Genomic DNA, 23,452 nt, shown 5'->3' with positions numbered 1-23,452 from the left:
GTCATGACGGTTTCTGAAATCTTTGACCCCTCCCAGTGGCGTGAAGTCTCCGGATTCGACTTCACCGACATCACCTACCACCGCGCGGTCAAACCCGACGGCACCGACCTGGGCTGCGTGCGCATCGCCTTCGACCGTCCCGATATTCGCAACGCCTTCCGCCCTCACACCGTCGACGAGCTCTACCGTGCCCTCGACCATGCCCGCCAGACCTCGGACGTCGGCGCAGTCCTGCTCACCGGCAACGGTCCCAGCTCACGCGACGGCGGCTGGGCCTTCTGCTCCGGCGGCGATCAGCGCATCCGCGGACGTTCCGGCTACCAGTACGCCTCCGGTGAGACCCGCGAATCCGTGGATCCGGCCCGCGCCGGACGCCTCCACATCCTCGAGGTCCAACGACTCATCCGCACCATGCCCAAGATCGTCATCGCCGTCGTTCCCGGCTGGGCAGCAGGCGGCGGCCACAGCCTCCACGTCGTCTGCGACATGACCATCGCCTCTCGCCAGCATGCGAAGTTCAAGCAGACCGATGCCGATGTCGGCTCCTACGACGCCGGCTACGGGTCCGCCTACCTGGCGAAGATGGTCGGCCAGAAGAAGGCCCGCGAGATCTTCTTCCTCGGCCGCACCTACTCGGCCCAGGACATGGCAGACATGGGCGCCGTCAACGAGGTCGTCGTCCACGAAGAGCTTGAGACCGCGGCGCTGACCATGGCCAAGGAGATCCTCGGCAAGTCTCCCAACGCCCAGCGGATGCTGAAGTTCGCCTTCAACCTCCTCGACGACGGTCTCATGGGCCAGCAGGTCTTCGCAGGTGAGGCCACCCGCCTGGGATACATGACCGACGAGGCGGTCGAAGGCCGCGACTCCTTCCTGGAGAAACGCGACCCCGACTGGTCTCCCTACCCCTGGTACTACTAGGTATCGGTCAAAACCCCTAGTCAGAGCCGGTTAGCCGGGGTTGAGTCCGCCGAGAGTCCGCAGTATCAACCGCAGTGGACTCCATAAGGCTGGCAGCAGCGCCGCGCGTACGATCCTCAGCCTTCGGCCAGAGATGAGCATATGTGTTGAGCGTCGTACTTGCCGACTCGTGGCCGAGTGCACGTTGGACGGTGACCACGTCGCATCCGGCGGCAATCAATCCCGAGGCGTAGAAGTGTCGCAGGTCGTGTAGCCGGACTTCGGTGAGTCCCGCTGACTTCCTGGTAGCCCGCCACCGCCAGATCACAGCATTGTCGTAGAGAGGACCATCACGATATGGAAAGAGCCACCTCGTAGGATCGTCGCCTGGTAGGTGTTTGGCCACGTGCTGCGACAGAGCGTTCACTAGGGCGTCCGGAAGGTATACGGTCCGCTCGGAGCTGTATTTCGGTGCACGTACAACGAAGGTGGAGCCGTCACGCTGGACCTGGCGCTGAACGCGCAGTTCTCGGCGCAAGAAGTCGATGTCCCCAACCTGGACACCCGCGGCCTCGCCCAGGCGAAGTCCTGCAAACGCGCATAGTTGAACGTATGCCGCAAAGCCCTTCCGCGTTGAAACTCGCCCGCTATCAGCACAAGCCACCAACTCGCCCACCTGCTCGGGCGTCGGTATCCGCATGGCCGCCTCGCGCTTCCGAAGGCGGGGTAGGGCAACTCCGGTACACGGATCTTCGACAATGAACCTGTCAGCGACGGCGGCGCGGAAGGCCGAACGAACGACAACGTACCTCGTCTTGATCGTGGATGCAGCAAGCCCGTTACCGACCAAACGCTTCACCCAGGACTCGATGTGCGACTTCCGGATCGACTTGATCGGAAAGTCTTCAAGACCTGTTGACGCAATACTCAGGTCCGCGTTGGCACGGGTCGAGTCAACCCAGACCTGTCGGTCCGCCCAGTCAGCGTAGAACTTTCCAAGACTTACCTTTCCAGCCCCTGGGTCGACGTACACCCCCGTGATGACTGACGCCGTGACCTCGTCCAGCCATCGCTGTGCCTCAACCTTTCGCTCGAAGTGCCGCGCGTGCTCTCGTCCAGACTCATCGCGATAGCGTGCTCGCCACTTCCCGTTCGGACGCCTCTTGATGCTGGCCACGGTTTATTGCCCAATCTTGAGGTTAGGAAGCAGCTTCGCAATACGGAATCCAGCCGCGAAGGCCACCCAGTCCCAACGTCCACCACGCACCACGGGCTCTTCGTTCTCGATCTTGTCGAGAATTTCTGACTGTATTCCGAGCGACTGCAAACCAGCACGAGCAGCAGACCGTTCGTTTCCGAACGCGACCTCCAGGAGATCTGCTAGGCCCCGAGGCCAAGAAGCAGGCTCAGTCCTTGCGCGACTGAGGACTTCAAGGGCCGTAGCTTGCCTTTGCCGCCGCTCGGCTTCCGCTGTGGCTTCCGAGGCCGCACGAACGGCTGTCGCGGCTTCTGCGGAGGCTCGTGACATTAATGCCGTCAGTTCGTCGCCGGAATCGGTCAGTTCGAGTAAGTCCAGATGCAAGGAAAGGACGCGTGCAAGCGCAACAGCCTCGGCGATCTTTACCGAGCGAGTTCCCACTTCCGCCTTCGCCAGGCTCGTGCTTGAAAGGGAGAGACCCTCGGCGGCCATGACTGTAGCTACTTCCTCCTGGGTTAGCCCGATCGCTTCGCGTCGTCGGCGGATTACTTCACCGAAGCGCTGGTCAGTGGTCTGATCGCCATTTCTTATTGCCATGCACTCACAGTAATACACTCCGCTCTTGTTTCGCAAGTCGCTAGTTGCGATTTTCGATTGATGCGCTTACTGTGTTGATATGAGCCGAACAGTTTCGACACCACACGTCAACGTTGAGTGCGGCCCTCGCTTCACGCCTGCATTCAACCCGCCCGAACGTCAGATCCTCACTCTCCAGGATGGCCCAGCGTTCCTGACAGTCACTGAGGTATCTGAACTTCTTCGAGTTCCGCAGGGAACACTCCGCTATTGGCGTCACGCCGGGATTGGTCCACGCTCCGTGCGATTCGGACGCCGAGTCGTGTATAGGAGCGATGACATTCGAATGTACATCGAGTCAGAAAGTTCACGAACGAGTCGCGGCGAAGATCCCACAGAGACAGTATGAGGGGCGCGTCGAAAGATAGACGCGCCCCTCAGAAACTCGCATACGGCAATCGTTGCAGCGGTTGCCGAAGTTGCCAGAACTCTTATTCAGTGCCTTAGCGTGAAAGAGACTTCAATGCATAGTCTACCGACGGCGACCAGCGGAGCCAAGGACCGAGTTGCACCAGCCCGCCAGCTCGACTGGAAACGCGCCGTCACCAACCTCAAAGCAGAAAAGCTCCATGTTGTAACTCGGTCGCACCACAGCAGTCCAGCAATGATGAAGTTAGTCGGACTACTCATGGCCACCTACGCCGACCCAGACGGTAGTAGCGTGCGCCCCGGAAGCGCGCGACTACAAAGTCACACTGGCTGTAAGCCCGAGGCAATTCGCAGAGCAATCCGCGCCCTGGAGGAATTCGGGCTACTTGTCTGCGTTTCGCCGGGTCGCCCTGGATGGAACGCCGTCTATTGGTTGTCGTTACCGGCAGATCTCTCCGAGGAGCTTTTCTCGCGGTGGGGCAATCTGCTCCTGGAACGAGCAAAGGATCGTGAAATCTCTAATCCGGGCCGCCCCCTCCCAGAGGATGGTTCCCCTCCCACAGGAGGGGAACCGCCCCTCCACTGGGAGGGCGCCATACCTCCCACAGGAGTGGCGTACACCCTCCCGCAGGAGGGTCCACCAGACCAAGACCAGATCAATAACCAGACCACCCACCACAGTGCGCGCAAACGCGCGGGCGGCGCGAGCAGGGACGTGGCTGAGGTTGCATCCGCCGCTAGCTGCACACAGGCCGAAGCTACCGAGATGATTGACATTGCCACCGCAGACCCAAAGACGACTCGCTCTGCAAGCGGCAGGCTCCTGAGCGACCCCGCCTACAGGGCGCGTGTCCTTCGCGAAGTCCGAGACAAGGCTGGACAACAAGCACGGGAAGAGCGCGGAGAGACCACGCGACTCCTCAACGCACTCCCCCGCGAGGTTGCTGAATGCCCGCACGGCCAACACGACGGTTTAGCTCCCAACCGGAACGACGAACCGTTGTGTCCCCATTGCCGACGTACACCCGGGGTCGAAGCTTTCACGCTGGCCGGTGCAATGCAACTGGGAAGGGGGCCAGGTGCTGCATAGCCATCACCGTGTCCGGACCCTTCATCGTCATTTCGGTTCTCGTGGCTATTGTGGTGTCGTTACCGCGTGACCGCGGAAGTGACGATCAGGAATAACAGCTGTTCGCTGGCGCCGTCATCGGATCAGACAGCGGTGGCGGATCTCGACCCGGATTGCCATCGGCCCGTCCTCCAGGGACCGTTTCCCAAACCCGAAGTTGGACCGACACTCTCCGGCAACAGCTTGTAGGTTCTCGGATTTCGTGTCGGAATCTCAATTTCGTGTCGGAGGCGTGTCGGAGTTCTCAATTTCATGTCGGCCCGAGGAGGCTGTAGGCATGACAACGAGGTCGTTGTGAGACACAGAGCTGATGTATCTCACCGAGGAAGACACCTCCACAGGGGGTCTCGGGATGCCGCCACGCGCTGTGTGGTGCGCAGCCAGTCACACGGCAGCGTATTCCACGCCTACTGGTCGGTGAATGGCGCCATCGATCGCGCTCAGCGGATCTCCGGTTCCTTGACGCTTGAGTTGGATGACTTCGGACATGATCGATATCGCCGTCTCCTGCGGTGTCTCGGCGCCGAGATCCAGCCCAATGGGAGCATGCAACCGTCGAATCAGCTCTCCAGGGACGCCGGCTTCTTTGAGCGATTCCACTCGCACGGTATGGGTGCGTCGACTGCCCAGTGCTCCGACGTATTCGGCTGGACTGCGAAGCGCCACCTTGAGTAGCGGAACGTCGAATTTCATGTCGTGGGTCAGCACTGCGATCACCGTCGAACGATGAACACGGCCCTCGGCGATCTGGCGGGCAAGGTACCGGTGTGGCCATTCGACGACTACGTTGGTGGCAGGAAACCGCGCCGCCGTGGCAAAGACCGGGCGAGCATCACAGACCGTCACTTCGTAGCCACAGAAAGCCGCGGCCTCAGCTAGTGATTGTGCGTAGTCAATGGCCCCGAACACAAGGAACCGAGGGCGAGGCTCTTCCCGCACGTAGAAGACTTCGGAAAGGAACTCCGACGATTCGCTTTGGCATCGGTGCAGTTCAAGGTCTGTGAAAACCGAGAAGTTTGTTGCGGTGCCGACGGCCGTAAGACCGCCCTCCTCATTCGTATCTGCAGGCCAGATTCCCGAGGTGGGGAGCGGAATGCCGAGAGTCAACGCACGGTCTTCGTCGAGCAGGTCCAGCGACCTCCCTAGAACTTCAGCATTTGTTCCTTGGTCCCCAACACACGTGATGACGACATCGAGTTGGCCGCCGCAACTGAGACCCACGGCGAAAGCATCGTCAGCACCCACGCCGTAGTGTGCCATGCGTGTTTTACCATCGGTCATGACTTCGCGTGCGAGTTCGTAGACGGCACCTTCGACGCATCCGCCGGACAGGCTGCCTAAGACCTCGCCACGTTTGTTGACGGCCATCATCGTTCCGGCCGGTCGCGGTGATGACTTCCACGTCCTGACGACCATAGCTAGCGCGAAAGTTTCCGAGCCAACCCAAGTTCTCAGTTCATCAGCAATGTCGCGCATGTCCCTCCTCAGGGTTTCGGCCGCGGTCTTGAGTCTGGTGTGGGCTTTTGCCGCGGCGTAGTACCGATCGTCATTCCGTATCTTTCGAGATCACTCACTTGATCGATGTCGTTCCCGTGGCCCAAATCTCCGCACTCGACAACGACCGTGCCTGGCCTAGATAAGACCATCCGCGCTCCCTGATCTCCTCGGGCAGAATCGAGTGCTTCGGGCCAATGCGAACGACCGAGCACAACAGGATGGCCCGGTCGCCCTCCCCAGGTGCCACGCGCTCGAACGCTCGCCAGCTCTCGGGCGCGTGCCGTGTGTGCCCTCCCGACCACCCGGAGCACCGCGGCGGCGGTGACTCCAGGTAGATCGATGAGCATGATCGCACACGCTTGCGCTGTCGTCTGCGTCAAAACTTGCAGTCCAGTTCTGAGCGAAAGCCCGAGGCCAGGTTTGTGTGCGCCGCCTTCGCACGTTTCGCTCACATCGACGCTGGATGCCTCCGGTGGCAGGTGCGACCGTATGTACGACGCTTCGGGCCCGAGCACTACCAGCGGCCGGCACTCGGCAGCGATGAGCTGATCGCACACCCGCCTGACGCGTGGCGTCCCGTCCGAATCGATCAGAAGACCTTTGGCAGCCCCAAGGCGGCGTCCATAGCCGGCTGCGAGGACAAGCCCAGCGATCTGTGCTTCGGATTCGGAATCCATTGACGCTTCCACTGTGTGCTCGAGGTCCATTTACACCGCTACGGAGGGCTCCAGCGCAGACTCCGCGGGCCTCCTAAGGCGAACGAGGACGATGACGCTGACAAAGGAGATCACGGTGGCGACAAGCAGATACCCGGCGACGGCGAACGAACTGCCTGTTGCTGCTACCAGCGCACCTGCGATGAGTGGCGCAATGGAGCTGCCTACGAGGTGTCCCAGCGTCACGCCCAGGGAAAGCCCGCTGTATCGGACATCAGCGGAGAATACCGTGGAGAAGAACGCCGGCTGAACTGCGTAAGGGATGTAGAGCGCGATCGTTGCCAGAATGTAGGTCACCACGATGAAACCGGCGTTGCCGCTGTCCAGCGCTCCGTACAGGGGCACTGCGATGATGGCGATGAGGATCAATCCGAACAGGTATACCTTGTGGCGGGGGAAGCGATCTGACATCTTGCCTGCCGCGAGGACGACGAAGAATCCGAGAACAGACGTGGTCATCACCAGTATCTGCATGAAGCTGCGGCTGATTGAACCGTCCGCGGTGTAGACGAGGTTGTAGGTGGCCACTAGGTAGAAGAGGATGCCCGATGACATTGAGGCACCAGCCATGAAGATCACCTGCAGGGGGAACTTGCGTACCACTTCGATCAGCGGCATCTTCGCGCGCTCATTGGATTTTTTGACTCTCTTGAAGTCGGGGGTGTCGGTGAGCTTGAGGCGCATGAGGATTCCGACGATCACGAAGATTGAGCTGAGCAGGAAGGGGATCCGCCAGCCCCAGGCCTCCATCTGCGCGTCGTTGAGCAGGTTGAGTGGCAGAAAGACGAGCATGGCGAGCACGAGTCCGACAGTGAGGCCCGCCTGTGTGAAGCTTCCAAAGAACCCCCGGTTTGCTTCCGGTGCGTGCTCCGTTGACATCAATGCGGCACCACCCCATTCGCCTCCAAGGGCCAAGCCCTGAATGATGCGAAGAGTAACGAGCAGAACCGGAGCTAGCGTCCCGATGGAGTCGTAGGACGGCAGGCAGCCAATGAGGACCGTAGCGATACCCATGATCAGGATCGTGAGGACCATCATTGGTTTGCGCCCGATCCGGTCGCCGAAGTGACCGAAGACCGCTGCGCCAATAGGTCGCGCGATGAAGCCGGCGGTGAAGGTGGAGAAGGCGAGCAACGTTCCGGCCGTTGGGTCGAAGTTGGGGAAGAACAGGTGGTTGAAGACTAGAGCTGCAGCTGTGCTGTAGACGAAGAAGTCGTACCACTCGATCATGGTGCCGATCAGGCTGGCGACGGCAGCTTGCCGTGGCGATTTGGCTCCCGCAGGAGCGTGGTGAGTAGTTGTCATCGTTGACCTTTCCTTGGTGTAGGTGAGCGAGAAATCGTCCGGCTCATCGTTGTGAGGTGATACGTGGACCAGTTGGCTTGCTGGTGTCATTCGGTCGAGAGCGAACTCTCATCGCGGTTCTCGGCGGCCATGGTGATGGCCTTGAGGATGTTGGTATACCCGGTGCAGCGGCAGAGATTGCCTCGTATTGCTGCGCGAGCCTCGTCGTCGCTGGGATGCGGGTTCTCCGCAAGCAGCGCTCGTACGGAGACGATCATGCCGGGCGTGCAGAAGCCGCATTGCATGGCCTGAGCCTCCACGAATGCCCGCTGGATGTCATCGAGCTCGTCGTCGCCGTTTTCGACCGTCTCGACTTCGGCTCCGTCTGCTTCGACGGCGAGCACGCAACACGACTTCACGGTGCGTCCGTCGAGAAGGACGGTGCACGCTCCACAACTTGCGCTCCTGCATCCGACATGGGCACCGGTGAGCCTGAGCCCGTGGCGCAGGTGGTCGATCAGTGGGGTGCCTGCATCTACCTCCGACTGCTGGTGCTTGCCGTTGACGTGAAGCGAAACAGTGTGTGTCATGAGTGCGCCTCCTCGAGACTGTCAGCCAATTCTTTGAGCACCCGGACGGAGTATTCCGCGGCCATGTGGCGTCGATAACGGCGGGGTGCATGTGCCTCTCCGGCTGGGTCCGCCACCGCAGAGAGCACGAGATCGCGGACCTCGTGCGCCTCGGCATCGAACACCTTCCGTCCGAGAAGCGTGGGGGTCGGTGTTGCTCCGCCGATGCTGAGGGTCTGCTGCTGCCGTCCTGCAACGGCCGCCACTGTGAGGACGGGAGGAGCACCTTGAATCCTGGTGAGGCGCAGGTAGCGCGCACGCCGTGATGGATCGCATGCGACCTCGACCGCCTCAACGACCTCGCCTGCGGCCAACGCAGTGGACCGAGAGTCGGTGAGGAAGTCGCGGACTGGCATCCGTCTGCTGCCGTGGGCTGAGCGTAGGATGACGACTGCGTCGAGCGCGGTGAGCACTGTCAGGTAGTCGGCTCCTGAGTTGGCAAACGCTACGACCCCGCCGATGGTTCCCCGGTTGCGTACCTGCAGGTCTCCGATGGACCCCGCGGCGACGGCCAAGACGGGGCAATGGGCGCTCACCTCTGCACTTTCTGCCAATTGAGTATGGGTGGTGCTCGCACCGATGCGCAGGGTTGTCGCGGAGACTTGAATTCCGCGTAATTCGGCAACTCTGCTGAGGGAGATGATGCAGGAGGTGCTCCACTCGTTGCGATTGAGGTAGGGCATGGCTGTCATCCCGCCGCCGAGGAGGAGCGTGTCCCGCGGGGAATTCTGCAGAGTGTCGAAGAGCGCGTGCAGGTCTTCGGGCCGATAGAAGTCGACCTCCGAGCCGTGGTCGCCGCGTTGAGAGACGATCATGCGCGCACCTCCTCTATCGCGTTCCAGACTCTTTCCGGGGTGAAGGGAACGGTCTTCAGCTTCACTTTCAGTCGCGAGTCGTAGCCGGCCAGCGCGTCTTCAATCGCCGAGGCGATGGCGGGGGAGGGTGCGCTGATACCCGATTCGCCCACACCCTTCATTCCGCCGTGTGTGAATGGCGATGGGGTGGAGCGATGTCCCATGGTGATCGGGAACCACTCTCTGGCAGAGGGAAGAGTGTATTCGCGCAAGCTTGGACATTCAGGATTGCCGCGCTCGTCATAGGTAAATTCTTCGTACAGCGCGGCCCCAACGCCTTGCATCACGGCACCGTGCAGTTGTGCCTCCGCGAGGGTCGGATTGACCACGACTCCGCAGTCGTGGGAGAGCGCGAATTCGACAACGGTCACTTCACCGGTGGCAGGATCGACTTCGACGATGCACGCGAGCGCGCCAAAAGACCACGTGGGGTACTGGTTGTAGAGGCCAGTACGCTCCGGTTGATGATGGACGTTGGGCATCTTGAAGGATCTGGTTGATTCGAGGTTCGGCTCGATTCCGTCCATCAGAACACCGTGCGGATGACGGTAGATTTCACCGGCTATCTCCCCGATGGTCGTCGACGCATCCGTCGCGGACGAATGAATGACTCCCCGTGAGAAGGTCAGAGTACCTTCAGCGACACCGAGTTTCCGCGCTGCGACGGTGTCGATCTTGCGGCGGCAGTCTTCGGCTGCAAGTCGTGCGGATGCACCACCGATCGTGAGACTGCGCGAGCTGTAGTTGCCGTTGCCATGGGGACAGGACAGGGTGTCGCCCTGCACAACGGTGATGTGGTCGATGTCAGCACCGAGGACGTCGGCGACGATCTGGGCAAGGCCGGTTTCGTTTCCTCCGCCGGGTGAGGTGACTCCAGTCAGGACCGTGATGTAGCCACGTGGGCTGATGCGCACGGTGGTGCTGTCGGTACCGCCGAGGAGGCTGCCAGGTCGCGAGGATCCCTCTGGGGTGAGTTCGTGGGCGAATCCCAGCCCGAGTACTCGTCCTTCGGCTGCCGCGGTAGCTCGTCGTGTTTCGAAGGATTCGGCGTCGATGAGTTCGAGCACCTGGTCGAGTGTGCCGTGGTAGTCGCCAGAGTCCATGATCCATCCAGACGGGAGCTGGTAAGGGAACTGGTCTGAGGTCACGAAGTTCCGCTTCCGGACCTCGGCTCGATCGACGCCGGTGATGTCGGCGACTTCGTCGAGGATTCGTTCGAGGAAGTATGTTGCGGCTTCCTTGCCGTATCCGCGATAGGCCTGCCAGGGTCCTAGATTGGTGACGGCACCGCGGAGATGCACGTGCGAGTTGGGGATGTCGTAGGACCCCGGGATGCATCCTGCTGTGACGATGGCCATGAGGTAACCGGCGAAGGTCTGAGGCGCTCCAAGGTTGGCGGCGAGCTCGATGTCGAGGGAATCGATGACGCCGTCGCTGCTGAACGCGACCTTGTAGTCGCAGGCGATGTCTCGTGAGTGGCCCGCCGCCGGCAGTGCTTCATGCCGTTCTTCGACGAACTTCACGGGACACGCCAACTGAATTGCTGCCCATGCTGTGAGGATGTCCTCGGGAAAGATCGGGATCTTGCCGCCGAAGGCCCCTCCAACGCTGGGCATGATGACTCTCAGCTTGGAATCATCTAGTCCGAGGACTCCGCCGAGCTGAGTTTTGAGTACGTGCGGGCCTTGTGTAGATGCCCAGACTGTCAGAGAGTCGGTCCAGCGATCCCATTGGGCGATGATCCCGCGAGGTTCGATCGAGGTCGGGATGATTCGACCGCAGTCGAGCCGCCCTGAGGCGGTCAGAGCGGCAATGGCCGTCGTCTCAAAGGTGCCGGCGCAGCCGTTGACGAGGCTTCCTTTGCCGAACTCCCAGTCGATCATGAGATTGTTCGCCCAATCGGATTCGACCAATGGTGCATCGGGGGCGAGGGCTTGTTCAACCGTGACGACCGGTGTGCGCAGGGTGTAGTGGACATCGATGGCGGCAACGGCACGCGCGGCTGTCTGGGGGCTTGTAGCGACGACGGCCGCTACGGGTTCGCCGACGTAGCGCACTGAATCTACCGCGAGCGGGTAGCGGTCCGATTGCTTCACAGAGAGGAAGTCGAATGCGCCGGCCGGTCCTATTTTCAAGCTGTGCTCGACCGTGTCTCGTCCGGTGATGAGCAGTTCGACTCCCGGTATGGTGAGCGCATCCGTGGTGTCGATGTGATCGATGGTGGCTGATGCGTGCGGAGATCGCAGGACGCTCATCGTCATGCACCCCGGTAGGTCGATGTCGTCGAGGAATGTGGCACGACCGGCGGCAAGGATCGGGTTGTTCTTTCCTGTGAGGCCGGACCCTGCATAGGTGTTCGTTGTGGAGGAGTGCGTTTTTGCGGACTCGTCTGGTGGGTGGTGGGTCACGTCATTGTGCATTGGTCGTCTCGTTCGTCAGTCAGTGCGTGGGGGTGGGTTTCGCGTCGGCATCGGCGAGGATGAACGCGACGAGGCATGGCTGATCGGTCCGATTCGACCACGCGTGGTTTGTGCCGCGTTGGATGACGACATCGCCGGCGCTGACTTCGACGTCTTCCTCGTCCAGAAGCATCGTGATGCTGCCTTGGAGGATGATGCCGAAATCGACGGTTTGCGTGCGATGCATGTAGGGGTGTCGGGCACCGTTGACGTGTTCGCTGTCGGCGCCCATTTCAGCGAAGACGTTCTGGCCATCGGTGCGACCGCCGGTGTGCTCCGGTTCGGGGTCGAATTGAACGATGCGGAACTTGACACCACCGGCGTCTGGGGCGAGGACGAACGGCTCGTCAGGCTTTTGTCTGCCATCCTCGTGTGTGCGAGCCGGTACCTGTGAGATCTGCCAGAGGTCGGTCATGGCAACCGGTCGGTGATCACGGTGGAAGATGCGTGGTGCCGGTCCGTCGGAGGAGACGCGGGCTGTTCCGCCGGTGTCTTCCTCGGTGACGATGACGCGAATGGGATTGATGTCCAAGATGGTGCCTTTCAGTTCGATGCGGAGTTGCAAGTGTCTGCGAGAGTGCTGGTCCCCAGAATTCAGTGAGTGTGGGCAGTGGGGTAGACGGTGCCTTCCGCGCTGCCGAGTTCGGCAGTTGAGCCGTCGGCGAACTTCGCACGGCCGCGCACCACAACCGTGTCGCCATCTTCGAGGTAGCCGAGTGCTCCTCGCTTTGTGCTGAGCGGTTCTGTGCCGTCCTTCGTCAGTTCGAGAAGCGAGCCCACCGTGGTGAGGTCCGGGCCGCTGACGGTCCCGGAGGCGAAGAAGTCGCCGGTGCTCAACGGAGCGCCGTTGACTGTTGTGTGGGCAAGCATTTGCGCCGGTGACCAGTGCATGTGCGAATAGGGCGGGCGGCTCACGACTTCACCGTTGATGACGACTTCGAGCTCGAGGTCGAGGCCCCACGGTTCGGAGCTCCGCAGATACTTGTCGAGGTTGGGATCACCAGCGCTTTGGGCCTCGATTCTCGTGCCCTGCAATTGACTCAGGGGAGTGATCCACGGGGATATCGTGGTGGCGAAAGACTTCCCGAGGAATGGGCCCAGCGGTACATATTCGAATGCCTGAATGTCGCGAGCCGACCAATCGTTCACTAAGCAGACGCCGAACACGTGTGACTCGAAGTCGTCGATATTGACAGGCTCGCTCAACTGGCTCGGCGTGCCGACGACAAAGCCCACTTCGGCTTCGAGGTCGAGCTTCAGCGATGGTCCGAAGCTGATGTTCTGTCCGTGACGGGTGAGGCCAGCAGGACGTCGGACGGGCGTACCGGAGACGACGACGCTGCTGGACCGTCCGTGGTAGCCGATTGGCAGCGCGAACCATGCTGCCGGGAGATCCGGGCTTGTTGGACGGAAGATCCGACCCACATTCTGTGCGTGCTCCCGTGAGGCGTAGAAGTCGACATAGTCGGCAACAGTGAATGGACGCACTAGTCTGAAGGACTCCGGTTCTTTGACTGTCGCCGCATCGGTGAGAGCGGCCAGCGCGACTTTCTCGGCTCGCGCCCAGGCTTCAGGTCCAGCCGCAAGGAGCGTATCCAAACTCTTCGCACGGAGGCTGTCCTGTACTTCTTCTGGAACGGATTGCAACGAATTGGCGATGTAATCTCCGAGATCAACGGTTCTGTCATCTCGTCGAACAAGAATGGTGCGCCGTCCATCTGCGAACTCGGCGACGCCGAGCGAATACACGCTCGAAGCTTGACTCATGAAGTGTCTCGATTCTCGTTGAGGGTGTTTCTGATTTCGCTGTCTTGTCTTAGCCGTACCAGTGCGTTCATTGCTTTACGTGTCGGTAAAGTAAAGATAGAGTGAATCGTGAGAGGATGTCAAGGAATGAACGAAAAGAAGTCCGTCAGAGAAAAGAAGCTTGGTCGCCCTCGTGCGCCCGGGGTTGAAGAGCGTGTCTTTGCGGCCACTCTCATCCTGCTCGGAAGGCAGGGTTACGACGGTACGACCATGGCTGCGATTGCCGATGAAGCCGGCATCACCAAGCCAACTCTGTATCGACGCTGGAGCAATAAGGATGACCTGGTCACATCCGCAGTGTCCTCAATTGCAGCGACAGGCCCTGCGTCCACCTTTGACGACGTCTGGGACAATCTCATCGCCGAGCTCGAGATGTTTGATGCGGCAATTAGCAGGCCCGAGGGCATCGGGCTCCTCGGAAATGCCCTGGCCCTCGAACAGAGGGAACCGCATCTCATCGAGCAGTACCGACAGAAAGTAGTCCTCGTGCGGCGTGCCCGGCTGCTGGCAGTACTCGAAGAGGCCAGAAAAAATGGCGAAATGGACCTGGAGATCGACCCCGACGATGTCGTCCGACTTCTGATCGGCTACTACTACGCTGCTCGCGTCGCTGGGGGAGAGATCGGTACGCAGTGGCCCCGGGACTGCGTCAACCTTGTCCGTCGCGGCGTTGGGGCCAGAGGCGAATGCACGCGAGAGCCATCGAGCAGGCGAGAGAGCTCGGCTCGTCGCGCCGACTCAACCATTTGACCAGGCGCGCACCCGATTCCACTTCGTGTTATTGGAAGTGCGCTATGAAGTTGAAAATCGCGGGGATGCAGGCCGTCAGTGTGAGTACGTTGGGCACCTTTCATCGTCGCTAGCTCGGGCTTCAGGCCCTCAGCGTGGTCGCTTGAGCCTTTCAGCCCTTTTGGGGCTCTTCACGAACGAGAGTGTAGGTGGGGTCTGAATCCTCCGGCTTCGAGCAGCGATCTCGCGATGTAGTGGCTGAGGTTTCGGAAGCCGAGCGCTGTCCCGCGGAGGTGCTCGAGGCGGCCGTTTATGGCTTATGCCGGTCCGTTGCTGGTGCCGGGTAGGTCGAAGAACACGAGGATGTCCGCAGCCCTCTGCTTCAGTGTGCGACCGAGCTTGCGGATCTCGATCAGCGCCGCCGGGACACCGGTGGTGACGGCATCGATCACGGCTTGCATCATCGCCTTGCCCTTGGTCTTATCGGGTTCCCGGTAGGCGGCGACGACACGCTGGTAGATGCCCCAGGTCGCTTCGACCTCGACATGCTCTTCAGCCGCGAACAGCGCCCCGAGCCGATCACGTTGCTTGTCGGTGAGGAGACTGTCACCGGTGTGCAGGGTGCGGCGGGCCCTGTAGAGCGGGTCACCGGCGCGGCCTCGATGCCCGAGCGTCTGCTGCTGGACGCGCTGCCGACACCGGTCCAGTCCGTCACCGGCGAGGCGGACGACGTGGAAGGCATCCATCACCGGGACCGCGGCGGGGAGCTCTTCCGCAGCGGCGGTCTTGAACCCGGTGAACCCGTCCATCGCGACGACCTCGAGCCCGTCCTGCCACGCCTTCGGCCGCCCAGCGAGCCACTCCTTGAACACGGCCTTCGAGCGGCCCTCGACCCTGTCCAGAAGCCGCGCCGGGCCGGTCTTGTTCCGGTTCGGGGTGAGGTCGATGATCACCGTGACGTACTTGTCTCCGTGACGGGTGTGTCGCCAGACATGCTCGTCGACGCCGATCGTGGTGACGCCGTCGAACCGTGCAGGGTCGTCAATAAGACGCCGGGTGCCCTCGGCGAGGATCGCGCTGTTCGCAGCAGACCACGACACTCCGAGGCCGGCGGCGACGCGGGAGACGGAGAGATGATCGAGGACGAGGCTCTCCAGCCTCCACGCCAGCCCGCCGCGGGAGATCCTCGCCCGTTCCGGCGCGGCCTTCGTGGTGTCCTGTCGCCACACCCGTCCGCACCCGGAGCACTTGTAACGGCGCACCCGTATCAGCAACGTCGTGGGTCGGTGCCCGAACGGTTCATGCGCGAGCCGGCGTGCCACGGTGTCCCGGGGCACGCCCTCGCAGCCGCACTTCCGGCACCATCGATCCGACTCGACACTCGATCACGGCACGATCCGCAGACAGATCCTGTCCGACAACTTCGAGTCCGAGCTCGTCGAGTCGGCAGAACGTGGTGACACAGAAGTGGTCTCGCCTTGCTGTCGTGTCCTTGGTAAGAGCCGTGTGATCGTAACAATCGGAGTGTGATCCTACACAGCTGCCAGCTATTGTTGGCAATGAGGCCGGCCCGGCCCACGCGCTCTTCGGGTCGGCCTCTCAGCGCCTCCTATGCCAAGACCTTGTCAAGTCCATGCTCGAAGAACACACTACAAGTTTTTGGTGCCCCCTTTCTCCAAGTTTCAACCGGCTAAGCAGAGTGTTCTGTCCGCTTGTGATTCAGACTGTTATAGTACATTGCATCTTTTTGCTGCTATTTCTGGCACTAGCATAATCTTTGATGGTCACGTTTAAACAGAAACAGGAGTACATGTGCCAGACAAGCGATCGAAGGAGACGCGGCTTCGCCAAGCGAAGCTCGCGGCGGCGGCACGTTACCGCCCGAACGAAGTGCATGACCGTCAGGTGGCTCTACGAGTCAGCGGAGTAGTAGACGAAATCGACCGCATTCCGGCCCGGCCCTCCGAGTCCGACATGGTTTGGCTGGAAAAGAGAATTCGCAAGCTCAAGGAGATGAAGTCATGAGAATCGGCCTCTTTCATGAGGAATCTGGTGGGCACAAGTGGCAGGTCGCAGCAGTCATTCTGCTGGGCGGCGCTCTTTTCGCACTGGGCTGGGCGTTGTCCCAGTCCGGGCTCCTGGAGATTGCAGCTACGGGCCTGGCCTTCTTTGCCACCTCGTTCGCTAGGAGTATGTGGGCGACGTCGTCGTGGGCGCCCAAGGAATTCGCCAAGTCCGCAGGACTGATCTCACAACTCCGCGCAGACTGGAATGATTGGATCAGCACGCGAGGCACACTAGCGAAAGCGCTCATGGCACTGGCCATGACCGTCGCATTCATGGTCATCCGAGCAGTCGTCAGCGGAGCCCTGCAAGTGATTGCGAGCCCCTGGATCGCTTTGGCCATCGGTCTGGCGGGTGCTGCGGTGATAGCGTCCCCCAGCCTGATACGAGGGGCAATCACCGCGTTTAGAGAGAGACGTGGAGGAAAACAAGTCTCGGGCAAGGTTGTCAACCATGACCGCCCGTGAGAAACGCGCACAGGCCGCCGTAGAGGCTCACGTATGGCCTCCAATGCTCGCAGTAGATCCCGGAGCGACGAACACTGGCTTGTGCCTCCGAGTAGGGACGGACGCAATCGAGGCCGTCACCGTCGAGCGCGGCGAGGACACCGGGACTCACACGCTCCAAACGGACTACACACGAACCGTGCTAATGACTGTGGGCGAGCTTCTGGACCGGAATCGGGATCGGCTCAATGAGGAAGCGGAACTGCGCGGAGTCCACCCCACGGCCATTCGGCGCTCAGTCGAAACCCTCGTGCCACCCACGGCACGCTCGGCGAAGGGGAGACAGAAGGCCATTTCGCCCTCCGTGTTGGCTGACCTGCCGGGTGCCGGAACTGTCCTCGGCTCAGTTGTAGGGAGATGGCCAAACACCGTGGCTGTCGCCCCATTGGGTAAGCCCGGATGGGATGCGGTGGGTGCGGAGCACGCACCCAGCGTGCTCAAACACAAGACTCCAAAGGCCTGGATGACGGGGGGCCAACACCGGGAGCACCAGCGCTCTGCGTGGGCTATCGCGGGAGCGGCCCATGCCGAGTCCATGCCGGAACTTAAGACACAGGTGGATGCGGTCGTCGCGTGGTCCGTCAAACAATCACCAGCCCGCGACGCGGAAGGCCTCGTGGCCCTCCTGCGCGAAGGAATCCAACAGACAGGGGGCTGGGACCTCCTCAACCGGCTCCCGGGCGTGGCGTACGCCGTGGTGGCCACGGCCACGAGGGACCCGCGCTCCGGGGAGGACGCCAAACAGGACGTGGAAGCGCTTCTCGACACGAAGGATGCAGCATGACCACGAAGGACAAGCAGCGCGCCCGTCCGGTCATCGGTCGGACCGTCGCGACCCGTAGCGAGATGTACTGGGACTGGGGCGCGGAGCCTCACATCGCCGTGCACGGACACGGGATCGGCAAAACCAACCTGGCACGCGGACTCGCGCGGCAGTGGCCGGGGAACGCTTTCGTTCTGGGGCAAACATACGAGTGGGATGTCGATGAACACAGAGTCGAGCCTTGCCTTGATCGCTCGCTCCCGGTTCTCGCGGCCATGGGCGACGGGGCCACGGAGCCAACGCTGCTGGTGGTGGACGGACTTGACAGGCAGGCGGTGAAGGACGCTTCCACGGAGGACGTTGAGCGTCTCCGTGAATTGCTCCAGCGGCTGTCCGTCGCAAAGAACGTCCACCTCCTCATCATTACTCGGGGCGAGCAAATCGAGTGGGCTGAGCCCCTCCAGGTGATCGCGGACGACAGGCTCGGACCGTTCGCTGGCCATCTTCTCCTGCGCCCCTACGATCCCGTCGTAATTGAAATTTATACCCCGTTCGTAGCCCCGCCTGGGTGGGAAGACCGTCGGCTCCCGAGACGACGGATATGAGACGCCGTGGCAAAGGTCTAGGACGTGTGGTGGCAACGGGAGCTGCCATCGCGGCTGGACCCAGCGGTCTACGTCGTTTCCTCGGGATCGTCGCCGTGGTTGGCCTCCTCGCCATCCTCGCCGTTGTCGCTCTGGTAATGATCGCGAGGAAAGCCGGGTCCAGCGGCTCAGAGCCGTTCCCCTGCGCTCCCGAGGAGGTCAATGTTCGGTATAGCCCCGGTGACGCGCCCAAATGGGCGCATGAGGCCGTGGAGGCCGCTCTGGAGGACTCGGGCAGGAAGCCGCGCACCATCACGGAGACCGGGGAGAGGCGCGATCTCATGGTTGTGGTATGGACCACGAGCGAGGGAGCCGCACCGAATCTCTCTGGGAAGACCCTGCGCCTGGAGAAGCGCTCCAGCGCGCAAGAGGTGAAGTCCACGCTCAAGTCGAAGCTCACGCCATGCAAGGATGCTGGCCAGGCGCGCGAGATCAAGGACGCTCAGAAAGCTGAGGACGCGATAGACGCCCCGGAGAATCCGGCAGTCAAGTGGAACTCCCCAATCGTCGGGACCGGTGCTCCCGTGGCCCTGTGGTGGGCATGCGGGCCTATCTTGGTGCGCCTCATAGGCAAGGTAGCCAGGAGTCGCACAGGCAAGGCAGGTGACGATCAAGAAGATCACCAAACGAGTGAATCGCTAGACCCGGCGCCGGAGCCGGAGCCAGCCGAGGAAGAGGGGCACCAAAAATGAAGCACAAGAACCCGGAAGAACTCCACGAGGGAGTTGCTGAATGATGACTGGAAGCGCAATGATCGGGCCGATCCTGGCTTTAGCCCTAATGATCGGAGGCTGGCTCGTCGCCGGGTCCAGAGACGAACACCAGCAGCCTCGCCGCGCCCTCGTCGGCCTAGGGCAGTGGATGGCGATGGCTGGCTTCCTCCTGGGCCTACTGTCGATCCCACCCGCCCTTGGCGCGCGCCGCTACGCCGCCGCCCTCGTTCTGTTTCTCGTCGTCGGCATCGTCCTGGTGCGGCGTGCGGGTCGGAATGCTGTGGGGTGGACCTCCACCGGGGAAATCGTTACGTCGGCGGTGATACTTTGTTGGAGGACGCCCCGGAGGGTCCTCTGGAGCCTCGGTGCGCTCTTGTTGGGCATCGGCGTGGCCGTGTGGCTCGCGCAAGGGAGCTGGCCCCTCTCGGGCCTCCTGGGCGGATTGGTTATCCTCGCACCAGCCCGATGGTGGATTCGGGCAGGGTACGAGCGAGAGAAGGCCCGCACAGGCGTAGAGAAAGCCCTGGCCGGGGTTATCACCGGCGGTGAAGAGTGGGACGGCCACACTGCGTCCATGCGTGGTGCACCCATCAAGGTCACGTTCCGTGGAGACGTGACCCCGGCCAAGGTTGTCGGTCCATTGCCTCCGGGATGGCGGGAGACGTCGATGGAGAGGGACCGCGCGGAGATTCGGGGGCGGCTGACGCGTTGGGGGTCGCCGTGGACGGTAGAGACAGACTCGTCGGGTCGAACCGTGCGCGCAATCTTGTGCGAGCCCCTCCCCACCTCAGTGAGACTCCCACAGACGCGATCCTGGAAGTGGATCGACGAGAACAAACCTAGCCCTCTCGCACTGTATCTGGGGGAGGCTCAGGACGCCGACTTGGGCGAGACTTTCCCGCTGTGGTGGGACCCTGACGCGACGGACCCTCACGCCCTGATCGGCGGAAAGACGAAGTCGGGCAAGACTGTGGGCCTCCGTCTTTTGGTGGCGCAAGCCGTTGTGCGCGGCTGGGACGTGATTATCGCGGACCCGAAGGGCGTGGATTTCGTGTGGGCTGGACGCCTCCCTGGAGTCAGGTATTTCCCCGGCAAAGATTGCATCAATGGTGTGGTTGAAGCAGTCGCAGAGATGCACGCCCGGCAGGACTGGCTGGCGCGCCAGCTGTGGTCTGGAAAGGAAGGCGCCGACGAGGAGGGCGACCTGCTGAAGGTCCAGGGACAGCCGTACGCGCCGTGTCTCGTGATTGTGGACGAAGCCGCTGAGCTGTCGGGCCTTGGTGATGGTGAGCAACAGAAGGAAACGCAGGCTAATCAGTCATCGCTGGCGCGGTTGTCGCGGTTCGTGGGGATGATTTGTGCGTTCGCAACTCAGCGGCCTGACGTGAAGTTTTTGAGCGGTGAGACGAAAGCGAATCTGGGTACGCGAGTGATGTACGGATCGGGTGGCCCGACGCTGACTAACATGGTGCTGGAAATGTCGTTGAAGGAGCTGTCGAAGTTGACGGATACGTGTCGTGGCCGAGGGCGCGCAGTCGTGGCCGAAGGTACCGCGCTGGAGTTTCAGGGCGGATTCATCTCGCCTAGTAGTGTCAAGGCGCTGAGAGGGGTTCTTGAACCTGATGAACTGACACCGGTGCGGTACGTAGAGGAGCCGGAGTGGAAGTCACTTCTCAGAGCCGGAACGAGTACGGAAGAGATGAGCGTTGAGGCGCTGAAACACCCGGATTATGACCGTGTTGCGACTGAGATCGACAAGCGTATGGAGGAGTCAGATGAGATGTTTTGGTGTGCTGATGCTGGTCAGGAAGCGTCGGAGCCTTACCCTGTGCAGGGTCCCACCCGTGCCTTTCCTTCGTCGAATGCACCTCCAACCCTAGAGACACCCATTCCCCAACCCGTAGGGCATGACTCCCCGAACCCCACCCCCGCCGATGATGTACCGCCCGATACCCCGCCCATTGACCCCATGAAGTACCTGTAAATGGATGGTTGTGGGTTGCCCCACCCCCTCCTTTCACGGGAGGATATACCCCCTGCGGATTACCTCCTGGAGGGACTTTCTGTGTGATGGATTGCACAATTTCAGGGACGTGTGTTCCTTCGATGGAGTGCTTCAGAGGTGCGCACGAAGAATTCAATGCGTGCAATGGGAACAGTGCATCCATCGGACCCATTGGGTACTTGCGGGAAGTATGTTCATGCAGGGATTGCATACCCCAGATTCCATGTGGGAGTACTTTTCAGAATGAGGTCGTTAGCCTAAGAAGCTTCCACCTCGGCAGGCCTCGCTGTTGCTTCTTAGGCTAACGTTCCTGTCAAGTACCCGCAATTTTCCGGGTATGCGCATCCCGGAAGAAGCACACTCGAATCCCCCGGGTCCCATGGACGCACTGCATCCATCGAGTACCTAGATTCCTTGTGACCACAATGGGTCCCCGAGTACACGCGACCCCGGGATCTACACCATCACAGGGAAGTACCTTCCGGAGGTACGTCCATGGAACATACATCCCCGCGCAGGGGTGGTGATGATGTCGAAGTAGCGGAGTCGATTTCCTCCCCCTCCCCCAAGATTTGGTGTCTACAGCCCACCGTCCCGCTTCCCAGATATGTTGGGAAGCGGCAGAAAGAGGAAAGAGACGATGCCCCAGTTCAAGGGGCATGAAGATTTGGCCACAGGAGCACTGGGTGGATCAAGGGCATCTACTCAGCGCCTGTTGAAAGAGCTGGCTATAGGATCACCTGCAGCCGGCTCTTTTCGCCTATGTTGCTGTCATGAGCACGGATGATGACGAGACGCTCGCGCTGTGGAGATTGGGTGTCCTGACAGATCGAATCTATGCAATATACGCACGCGGCAAGAGCCTATTCCCTGAGCCGACGACGAGTAGCCGCCTGGCAGCTGTTAAGGAGAAGCAAGCTCAAGGCGCTGCAGGGGGTCCGGTACGTGCCGAAGATCGGTCAGGCCACGCACGTCGCTGCCGGCAATGTGTACCGACCCGATGATGGTGCCCCGCGTGAAACGAAGTCTTAGGATCTCGAGGATCGTGCCGAGGGTGCAGAGTCGCAGGCTGCACTTGCCCGGTGGGTACTCGAGACGGGCTCGGCATCGTCCTTCCCCGGACAGCCCAGCCTCGGCTACCTCACGACCCCGCCGATCACTCAGGTTGCACTCGACGCTGGTGCGCTATGAGCAAGCCTGACATTACAGACTGGACGTACTGGGCGCTGCTGTACGCCTTGATCACCCAGCTCGACACCATCGTGGCGAAGATCGAGAAGGCCGGCGACGTCGACGAGCACGACGTGCAGAACCTCACCGAGCTCGTCACCGACTTCAAGAGTCTCAAGCCCGAGAAGAACTGACTTAGCCCACATCTGAAACGCACGATGCCCTCGGCGGTCTCAGGACTGCTGAGAGCAGTGTCGTGTCAGTGCCGTACGACAGACTTTTGCAAGTAAATCGAGGCAAAAATTGGTAGCATGAGTGCACGCCTGGAGGGAGATGTAGCCATGACTGTTATGTACATGGACGAGCACGAGCTCGCGTCCCGGAAATCCGAGATCCTTGACGAGTTGCACATGACACTCGAAGAGCTCGAGAAGAACGCAGGCAACTATATGCTCGATGCTGGCCAAAGAGATCTCTACCGGGAATATCACATTCTGGTGAGCCTGAGTGAGGACTGACCTCAACTACCCAGACGGAGATGCTCAAAATCTTGGTATTGCGGTAGAGGACTTCGTCAAAGAGATCGTCGCTACTATCGACAACTCGATTGTCTGCGACCTGGTGTTGAGTGATCCGGTCGTGACTCCGAGGAAGGTGACTGCATCCAATCCTCAGGGAGGATTCAGAATCGGCGTGCAGATGACTATATCCGCGATGGTCTACGGTGCCCCGACATATCGAGTAGAAGCTGATTATGTACTTGTCTGGAATCGCACTCGAAAGTTCGTGGCAGTCTTCTCGTCGACGTTCGCGCTTCTGATAGAAGGATCGAACGAACCACTTTTCCACTACGACTACCTGCTCGAGCCTCAGGGCAAGAACCCTGGCGCTCATCTTAATATCCACCACGACCGAGATGACGTCCGACAAGCTTTGGCCAAGGGTGGGGACCGATACAAAGCCAAAGCCAGGAACCGGAGCGGCACGCTCAGGGACTCAGAGCTTCACTATCCTCTCGGCGGCCCTCGGTTCCGTCCGTGCCTCGAAGACATCATCCAGTTCATGATTTACGAGTTGGGAGTCGACCCGAAAGAACAATGGCACCGAACTCTAAGTGACGGACGAATCCGGTGGCGTGATCGCCAGCTTCGAGCAGCGGTAGCTGACAATTTGCATGTGGCTGCGCAAGTGCTGCGCGATCACGACTTCGAGGTCTTGGGCGGGCCGGAGCCTGATCGCAACGACGTACGAATTACCGAGTTGTGAGTGCACGGCTTACTGACATGCGCGATGCCTTCACGGTCTATCGACTGTGGGGGCACCTCCGTTTAGCAACAGCCAGTCGTCTCCAGGTGGTTCCATAGCGTCTGGCTTCGGAGTC

General features: G+C 61.0%; 22 protein-coding genes and 1 pseudogene. 12 read left to right on the top strand and 11 right to left on the bottom strand.

Going from position 1 to position 23,452, the window contains the following annotated elements; translation table 11 throughout:
- Positions 1-3: 3 nt before the first annotated feature.
- Positions 4-921, top strand: coding sequence for a 1,4-dihydroxy-2-naphthoyl-CoA synthase (locus PGC08_RS05875; RefSeq protein WP_271709747.1), 918 nt, complete (start codon positions 4-6; stop codon positions 919-921).
- Between the two features lie 16 nt (positions 922-937).
- Here PGC08_RS05875 and PGC08_RS05870 read toward each other — a convergent pair whose 3' ends face one another.
- A complete protein-coding gene (locus PGC08_RS05870) occupies positions 938-1,600 on the bottom strand; it encodes a tyrosine-type recombinase/integrase (RefSeq protein ID WP_271710044.1) in 663 nt (220 codons plus the stop codon).
- A gap of 480 nt (positions 1,601-2,080) precedes the next feature.
- Positions 2,081-2,695, bottom strand: a complete 615-nt coding sequence (locus tag PGC08_RS05865; protein ID WP_271709746.1) for a helix-turn-helix domain-containing protein — start codon at positions 2,693-2,695, stop codon at positions 2,081-2,083.
- A 79-nt stretch (positions 2,696-2,774) separates the two neighbouring features.
- Between PGC08_RS05865 and PGC08_RS19550 the strand changes: the two genes are divergently transcribed.
- Positions 2,775-3,083 carry a helix-turn-helix domain-containing protein gene (locus tag PGC08_RS19550; RefSeq protein WP_442868156.1) on the top strand — a complete coding sequence of 103 codons (309 nt, stop codon included), beginning with the start codon at positions 2,775-2,777 and terminating at the stop codon, positions 3,081-3,083.
- Between the two features lie 1,533 nt (positions 3,084-4,616).
- Here the strand turns inward: PGC08_RS19550 and PGC08_RS05860 are convergent.
- The 8 genes from PGC08_RS05860 to PGC08_RS05830 all read right to left on the bottom strand — a co-directional run bounded on the left by PGC08_RS05860 (position 4,617) and on the right by PGC08_RS05830 (position 13,438).
- Positions 4,617-5,708: an XdhC family protein gene (locus PGC08_RS05860; protein WP_271709745.1), complete on the bottom strand. Its 1,092-nt coding sequence runs from the start codon at positions 5,706-5,708 to the stop codon at positions 4,617-4,619.
- A gap of 8 nt (positions 5,709-5,716) precedes the next feature.
- Positions 5,717-6,406: a nucleotidyltransferase family protein gene (locus tag PGC08_RS19545; RefSeq protein WP_442868155.1), complete on the bottom strand. Its 690-nt coding sequence runs from the start codon at positions 6,404-6,406 to the stop codon at positions 5,717-5,719.
- Positions 6,407-6,436: 30 nt separating this feature from the next.
- Complete coding sequence (locus PGC08_RS05855; protein ID WP_271709744.1) at positions 6,437-7,750, bottom strand: MFS transporter; 1,314 nt, start codon at positions 7,748-7,750, stop codon at positions 6,437-6,439.
- 86 nt (positions 7,751-7,836) lie between these two features.
- The gene (locus PGC08_RS05850; RefSeq protein WP_271709743.1) at positions 7,837-8,319 is read right to left on the bottom strand and encodes a (2Fe-2S)-binding protein; all 483 of its coding nucleotides are present in this window, start codon (positions 8,317-8,319) and stop codon (positions 7,837-7,839) included.
- Positions 8,316-9,173, bottom strand: coding sequence for an FAD binding domain-containing protein (locus PGC08_RS05845; protein WP_271709742.1), 858 nt, complete (start codon positions 9,171-9,173; stop codon positions 8,316-8,318). Before PGC08_RS05845 ends, PGC08_RS05850 begins: the two co-directional genes overlap by 4 nt.
- Positions 9,170-11,632 (bottom strand): xanthine dehydrogenase family protein molybdopterin-binding subunit, encoded by a 2,463-nt coding sequence (locus PGC08_RS05840; RefSeq protein WP_271709741.1) that lies wholly within the window; start codon positions 11,630-11,632, stop codon positions 9,170-9,172. Before PGC08_RS05840 ends, PGC08_RS05845 begins: the two co-directional genes overlap by 4 nt.
- Before the next feature lie 19 nt (positions 11,633-11,651).
- Positions 11,652-12,203 carry a cupin domain-containing protein gene (locus PGC08_RS05835; RefSeq protein WP_271709740.1) on the bottom strand — a complete coding sequence of 184 codons (552 nt, stop codon included), beginning with the start codon at positions 12,201-12,203 and terminating at the stop codon, positions 11,652-11,654.
- A 62-nt stretch (positions 12,204-12,265) separates the two neighbouring features.
- A complete protein-coding gene (locus tag PGC08_RS05830) occupies positions 12,266-13,438 on the bottom strand; it encodes a fumarylacetoacetate hydrolase family protein (RefSeq protein ID WP_271709739.1) in 1,173 nt (390 codons plus the stop codon).
- Between the two features lie 126 nt (positions 13,439-13,564).
- Here PGC08_RS05830 and PGC08_RS05825 point away from each other — a divergent pair, with 126 nt between their 5' ends.
- On the top strand, positions 13,565-14,227 hold the full coding sequence (locus PGC08_RS05825) for a TetR/AcrR family transcriptional regulator (protein WP_271709738.1): 663 nt from the start codon (positions 13,565-13,567) through the stop codon (positions 14,225-14,227).
- 170 nt (positions 14,228-14,397) lie between these two features.
- Here PGC08_RS05825 and PGC08_RS05820 read toward each other — a convergent pair.
- Positions 14,398-15,757, bottom strand: a pseudogene (locus tag PGC08_RS05820) (ISL3 family transposase).
- A 261-nt stretch (positions 15,758-16,018) separates the two neighbouring features.
- Here PGC08_RS05820 and PGC08_RS05815 point away from each other — a divergent pair.
- The 9 genes from PGC08_RS05815 to PGC08_RS05775 all read left to right on the top strand — a co-directional run bounded on the left by PGC08_RS05815 (position 16,019) and on the right by PGC08_RS05775 (position 23,337).
- Positions 16,019-16,231: a hypothetical protein gene (locus PGC08_RS05815; protein ID WP_271709737.1), complete on the top strand. Its 213-nt coding sequence runs from the start codon at positions 16,019-16,021 to the stop codon at positions 16,229-16,231.
- Positions 16,228-16,737, top strand: a complete 510-nt coding sequence (locus PGC08_RS05810) for a hypothetical protein (protein WP_271709736.1) — start codon at positions 16,228-16,230, stop codon at positions 16,735-16,737. The genes PGC08_RS05815 and PGC08_RS05810 overlap by 4 nt, the downstream gene beginning before the upstream one ends.
- 178 nt (positions 16,738-16,915) lie before the next feature.
- Positions 16,916-17,560 (top strand): hypothetical protein, encoded by a 645-nt coding sequence (locus PGC08_RS05805; RefSeq protein ID WP_271709735.1) that lies wholly within the window; start codon positions 16,916-16,918, stop codon positions 17,558-17,560.
- Positions 17,557-18,144 (top strand): hypothetical protein, encoded by a 588-nt coding sequence (locus PGC08_RS05800; protein ID WP_271709734.1) that lies wholly within the window; start codon positions 17,557-17,559, stop codon positions 18,142-18,144. The genes PGC08_RS05805 and PGC08_RS05800 overlap by 4 nt, the downstream gene beginning before the upstream one ends.
- A gap of 29 nt (positions 18,145-18,173) precedes the next feature.
- Entirely contained in the window at positions 18,174-18,875 is a 702-nt protein-coding gene (locus PGC08_RS05795) for a hypothetical protein (RefSeq protein WP_271709733.1), read from the top strand.
- A gap of 40 nt (positions 18,876-18,915) precedes the next feature.
- A complete protein-coding gene (locus PGC08_RS05790) occupies positions 18,916-20,880 on the top strand; it encodes an FtsK/SpoIIIE domain-containing protein (RefSeq protein WP_271709732.1) in 1,965 nt (654 codons plus the stop codon).
- 1,208 nt (positions 20,881-22,088) lie between these two features.
- On the top strand, positions 22,089-22,265 hold the full coding sequence (locus PGC08_RS05785; RefSeq protein ID WP_271709731.1) for a hypothetical protein: 177 nt from the start codon (positions 22,089-22,091) through the stop codon (positions 22,263-22,265).
- Positions 22,266-22,382: 117 nt separating this feature from the next.
- Positions 22,383-22,589 carry a hypothetical protein gene (locus PGC08_RS05780; RefSeq protein WP_271709730.1) on the top strand — a complete coding sequence of 69 codons (207 nt, stop codon included), beginning with the start codon at positions 22,383-22,385 and terminating at the stop codon, positions 22,587-22,589.
- Positions 22,579-23,337, top strand: a complete 759-nt coding sequence (locus PGC08_RS05775) for a hypothetical protein (protein WP_271709729.1) — start codon at positions 22,579-22,581, stop codon at positions 23,335-23,337. The genes PGC08_RS05780 and PGC08_RS05775 overlap by 11 nt, the downstream gene beginning before the upstream one ends.
- Positions 23,338-23,452: the final 115 nt, after the last annotated feature.

It is taken from the genome of Brevibacterium sp. BDJS002, from assembly GCF_028201555.1.
Lineage (GTDB): Bacteria > Actinomycetota > Actinomycetes > Actinomycetales > Brevibacteriaceae > Brevibacterium > Brevibacterium aurantiacum.
Note: the sequence above shows the minus strand (reverse complement) of the source record. Positions and strands in the feature narration are given on the sequence as shown.

Bases quoted from the DNA above. Each gene is read 5' to 3' on its own strand.
- PGC08_RS05830 (WP_271709739.1), bottom strand. From the start codon at position 13,438: ATGAGTCAAGCTTCGAGCGTGTATTCGCTCGGCGTCGCCGAGTTCGCA.
- PGC08_RS05800 (WP_271709734.1), top strand. From the start codon at position 17,557: ATGACCACGAAGGACAAGCAGCGCGCCCGTCCGGTCATCGGTCGGACC.
- PGC08_RS05870 (WP_271710044.1), bottom strand. From the start codon at position 1,600: ATGCGGATACCGACGCCCGAGCAGGTGGGCGAGTTGGTGGCTTGTGCT.
- PGC08_RS05850 (WP_271709743.1), bottom strand. From the start codon at position 8,319: ATGACACACACTGTTTCGCTTCACGTCAACGGCAAGCACCAGCAGTCG.
- PGC08_RS05860 (WP_271709745.1), bottom strand. From the start codon at position 5,708: ATGCGCGACATTGCTGATGAACTGAGAACTTGGGTTGGCTCGGAAACT.
- PGC08_RS05865 (WP_271709746.1), bottom strand. From the start codon at position 2,695: ATGGCAATAAGAAATGGCGATCAGACCACTGACCAGCGCTTCGGTGAA.
- PGC08_RS19545 (WP_442868155.1), bottom strand. From the start codon at position 6,406: ATGGATTCCGAATCCGAAGCACAGATCGCTGGGCTTGTCCTCGCAGCC.
- PGC08_RS05845 (WP_271709742.1), bottom strand. From the start codon at position 9,173: ATGATCGTCTCTCAACGCGGCGACCACGGCTCGGAGGTCGACTTCTAT.
- PGC08_RS05840 (WP_271709741.1), bottom strand. From the start codon at position 11,632: ATGCACAATGACGTGACCCACCACCCACCAGACGAGTCCGCAAAAACG.
- PGC08_RS05825 (WP_271709738.1), top strand. From the start codon at position 13,565: ATGAACGAAAAGAAGTCCGTCAGAGAAAAGAAGCTTGGTCGCCCTCGT.
- PGC08_RS05810 (WP_271709736.1), top strand. From the start codon at position 16,228: ATGAGAATCGGCCTCTTTCATGAGGAATCTGGTGGGCACAAGTGGCAG.
- PGC08_RS05780 (WP_271709730.1), top strand. From the start codon at position 22,383: ATGAGTGCACGCCTGGAGGGAGATGTAGCCATGACTGTTATGTACATG.
- PGC08_RS05855 (WP_271709744.1), bottom strand. From the start codon at position 7,750: ATGACAACTACTCACCACGCTCCTGCGGGAGCCAAATCGCCACGGCAA.
- PGC08_RS19550 (WP_442868156.1), top strand. From the start codon at position 2,775: ATGAGCCGAACAGTTTCGACACCACACGTCAACGTTGAGTGCGGCCCT.
- PGC08_RS05875 (WP_271709747.1), top strand. From the start codon at position 4: ATGACGGTTTCTGAAATCTTTGACCCCTCCCAGTGGCGTGAAGTCTCC.
- PGC08_RS05785 (WP_271709731.1), top strand. From the start codon at position 22,089: ATGAGCAAGCCTGACATTACAGACTGGACGTACTGGGCGCTGCTGTAC.
- PGC08_RS05790 (WP_271709732.1), top strand. From the start codon at position 18,916: ATGATGACTGGAAGCGCAATGATCGGGCCGATCCTGGCTTTAGCCCTA.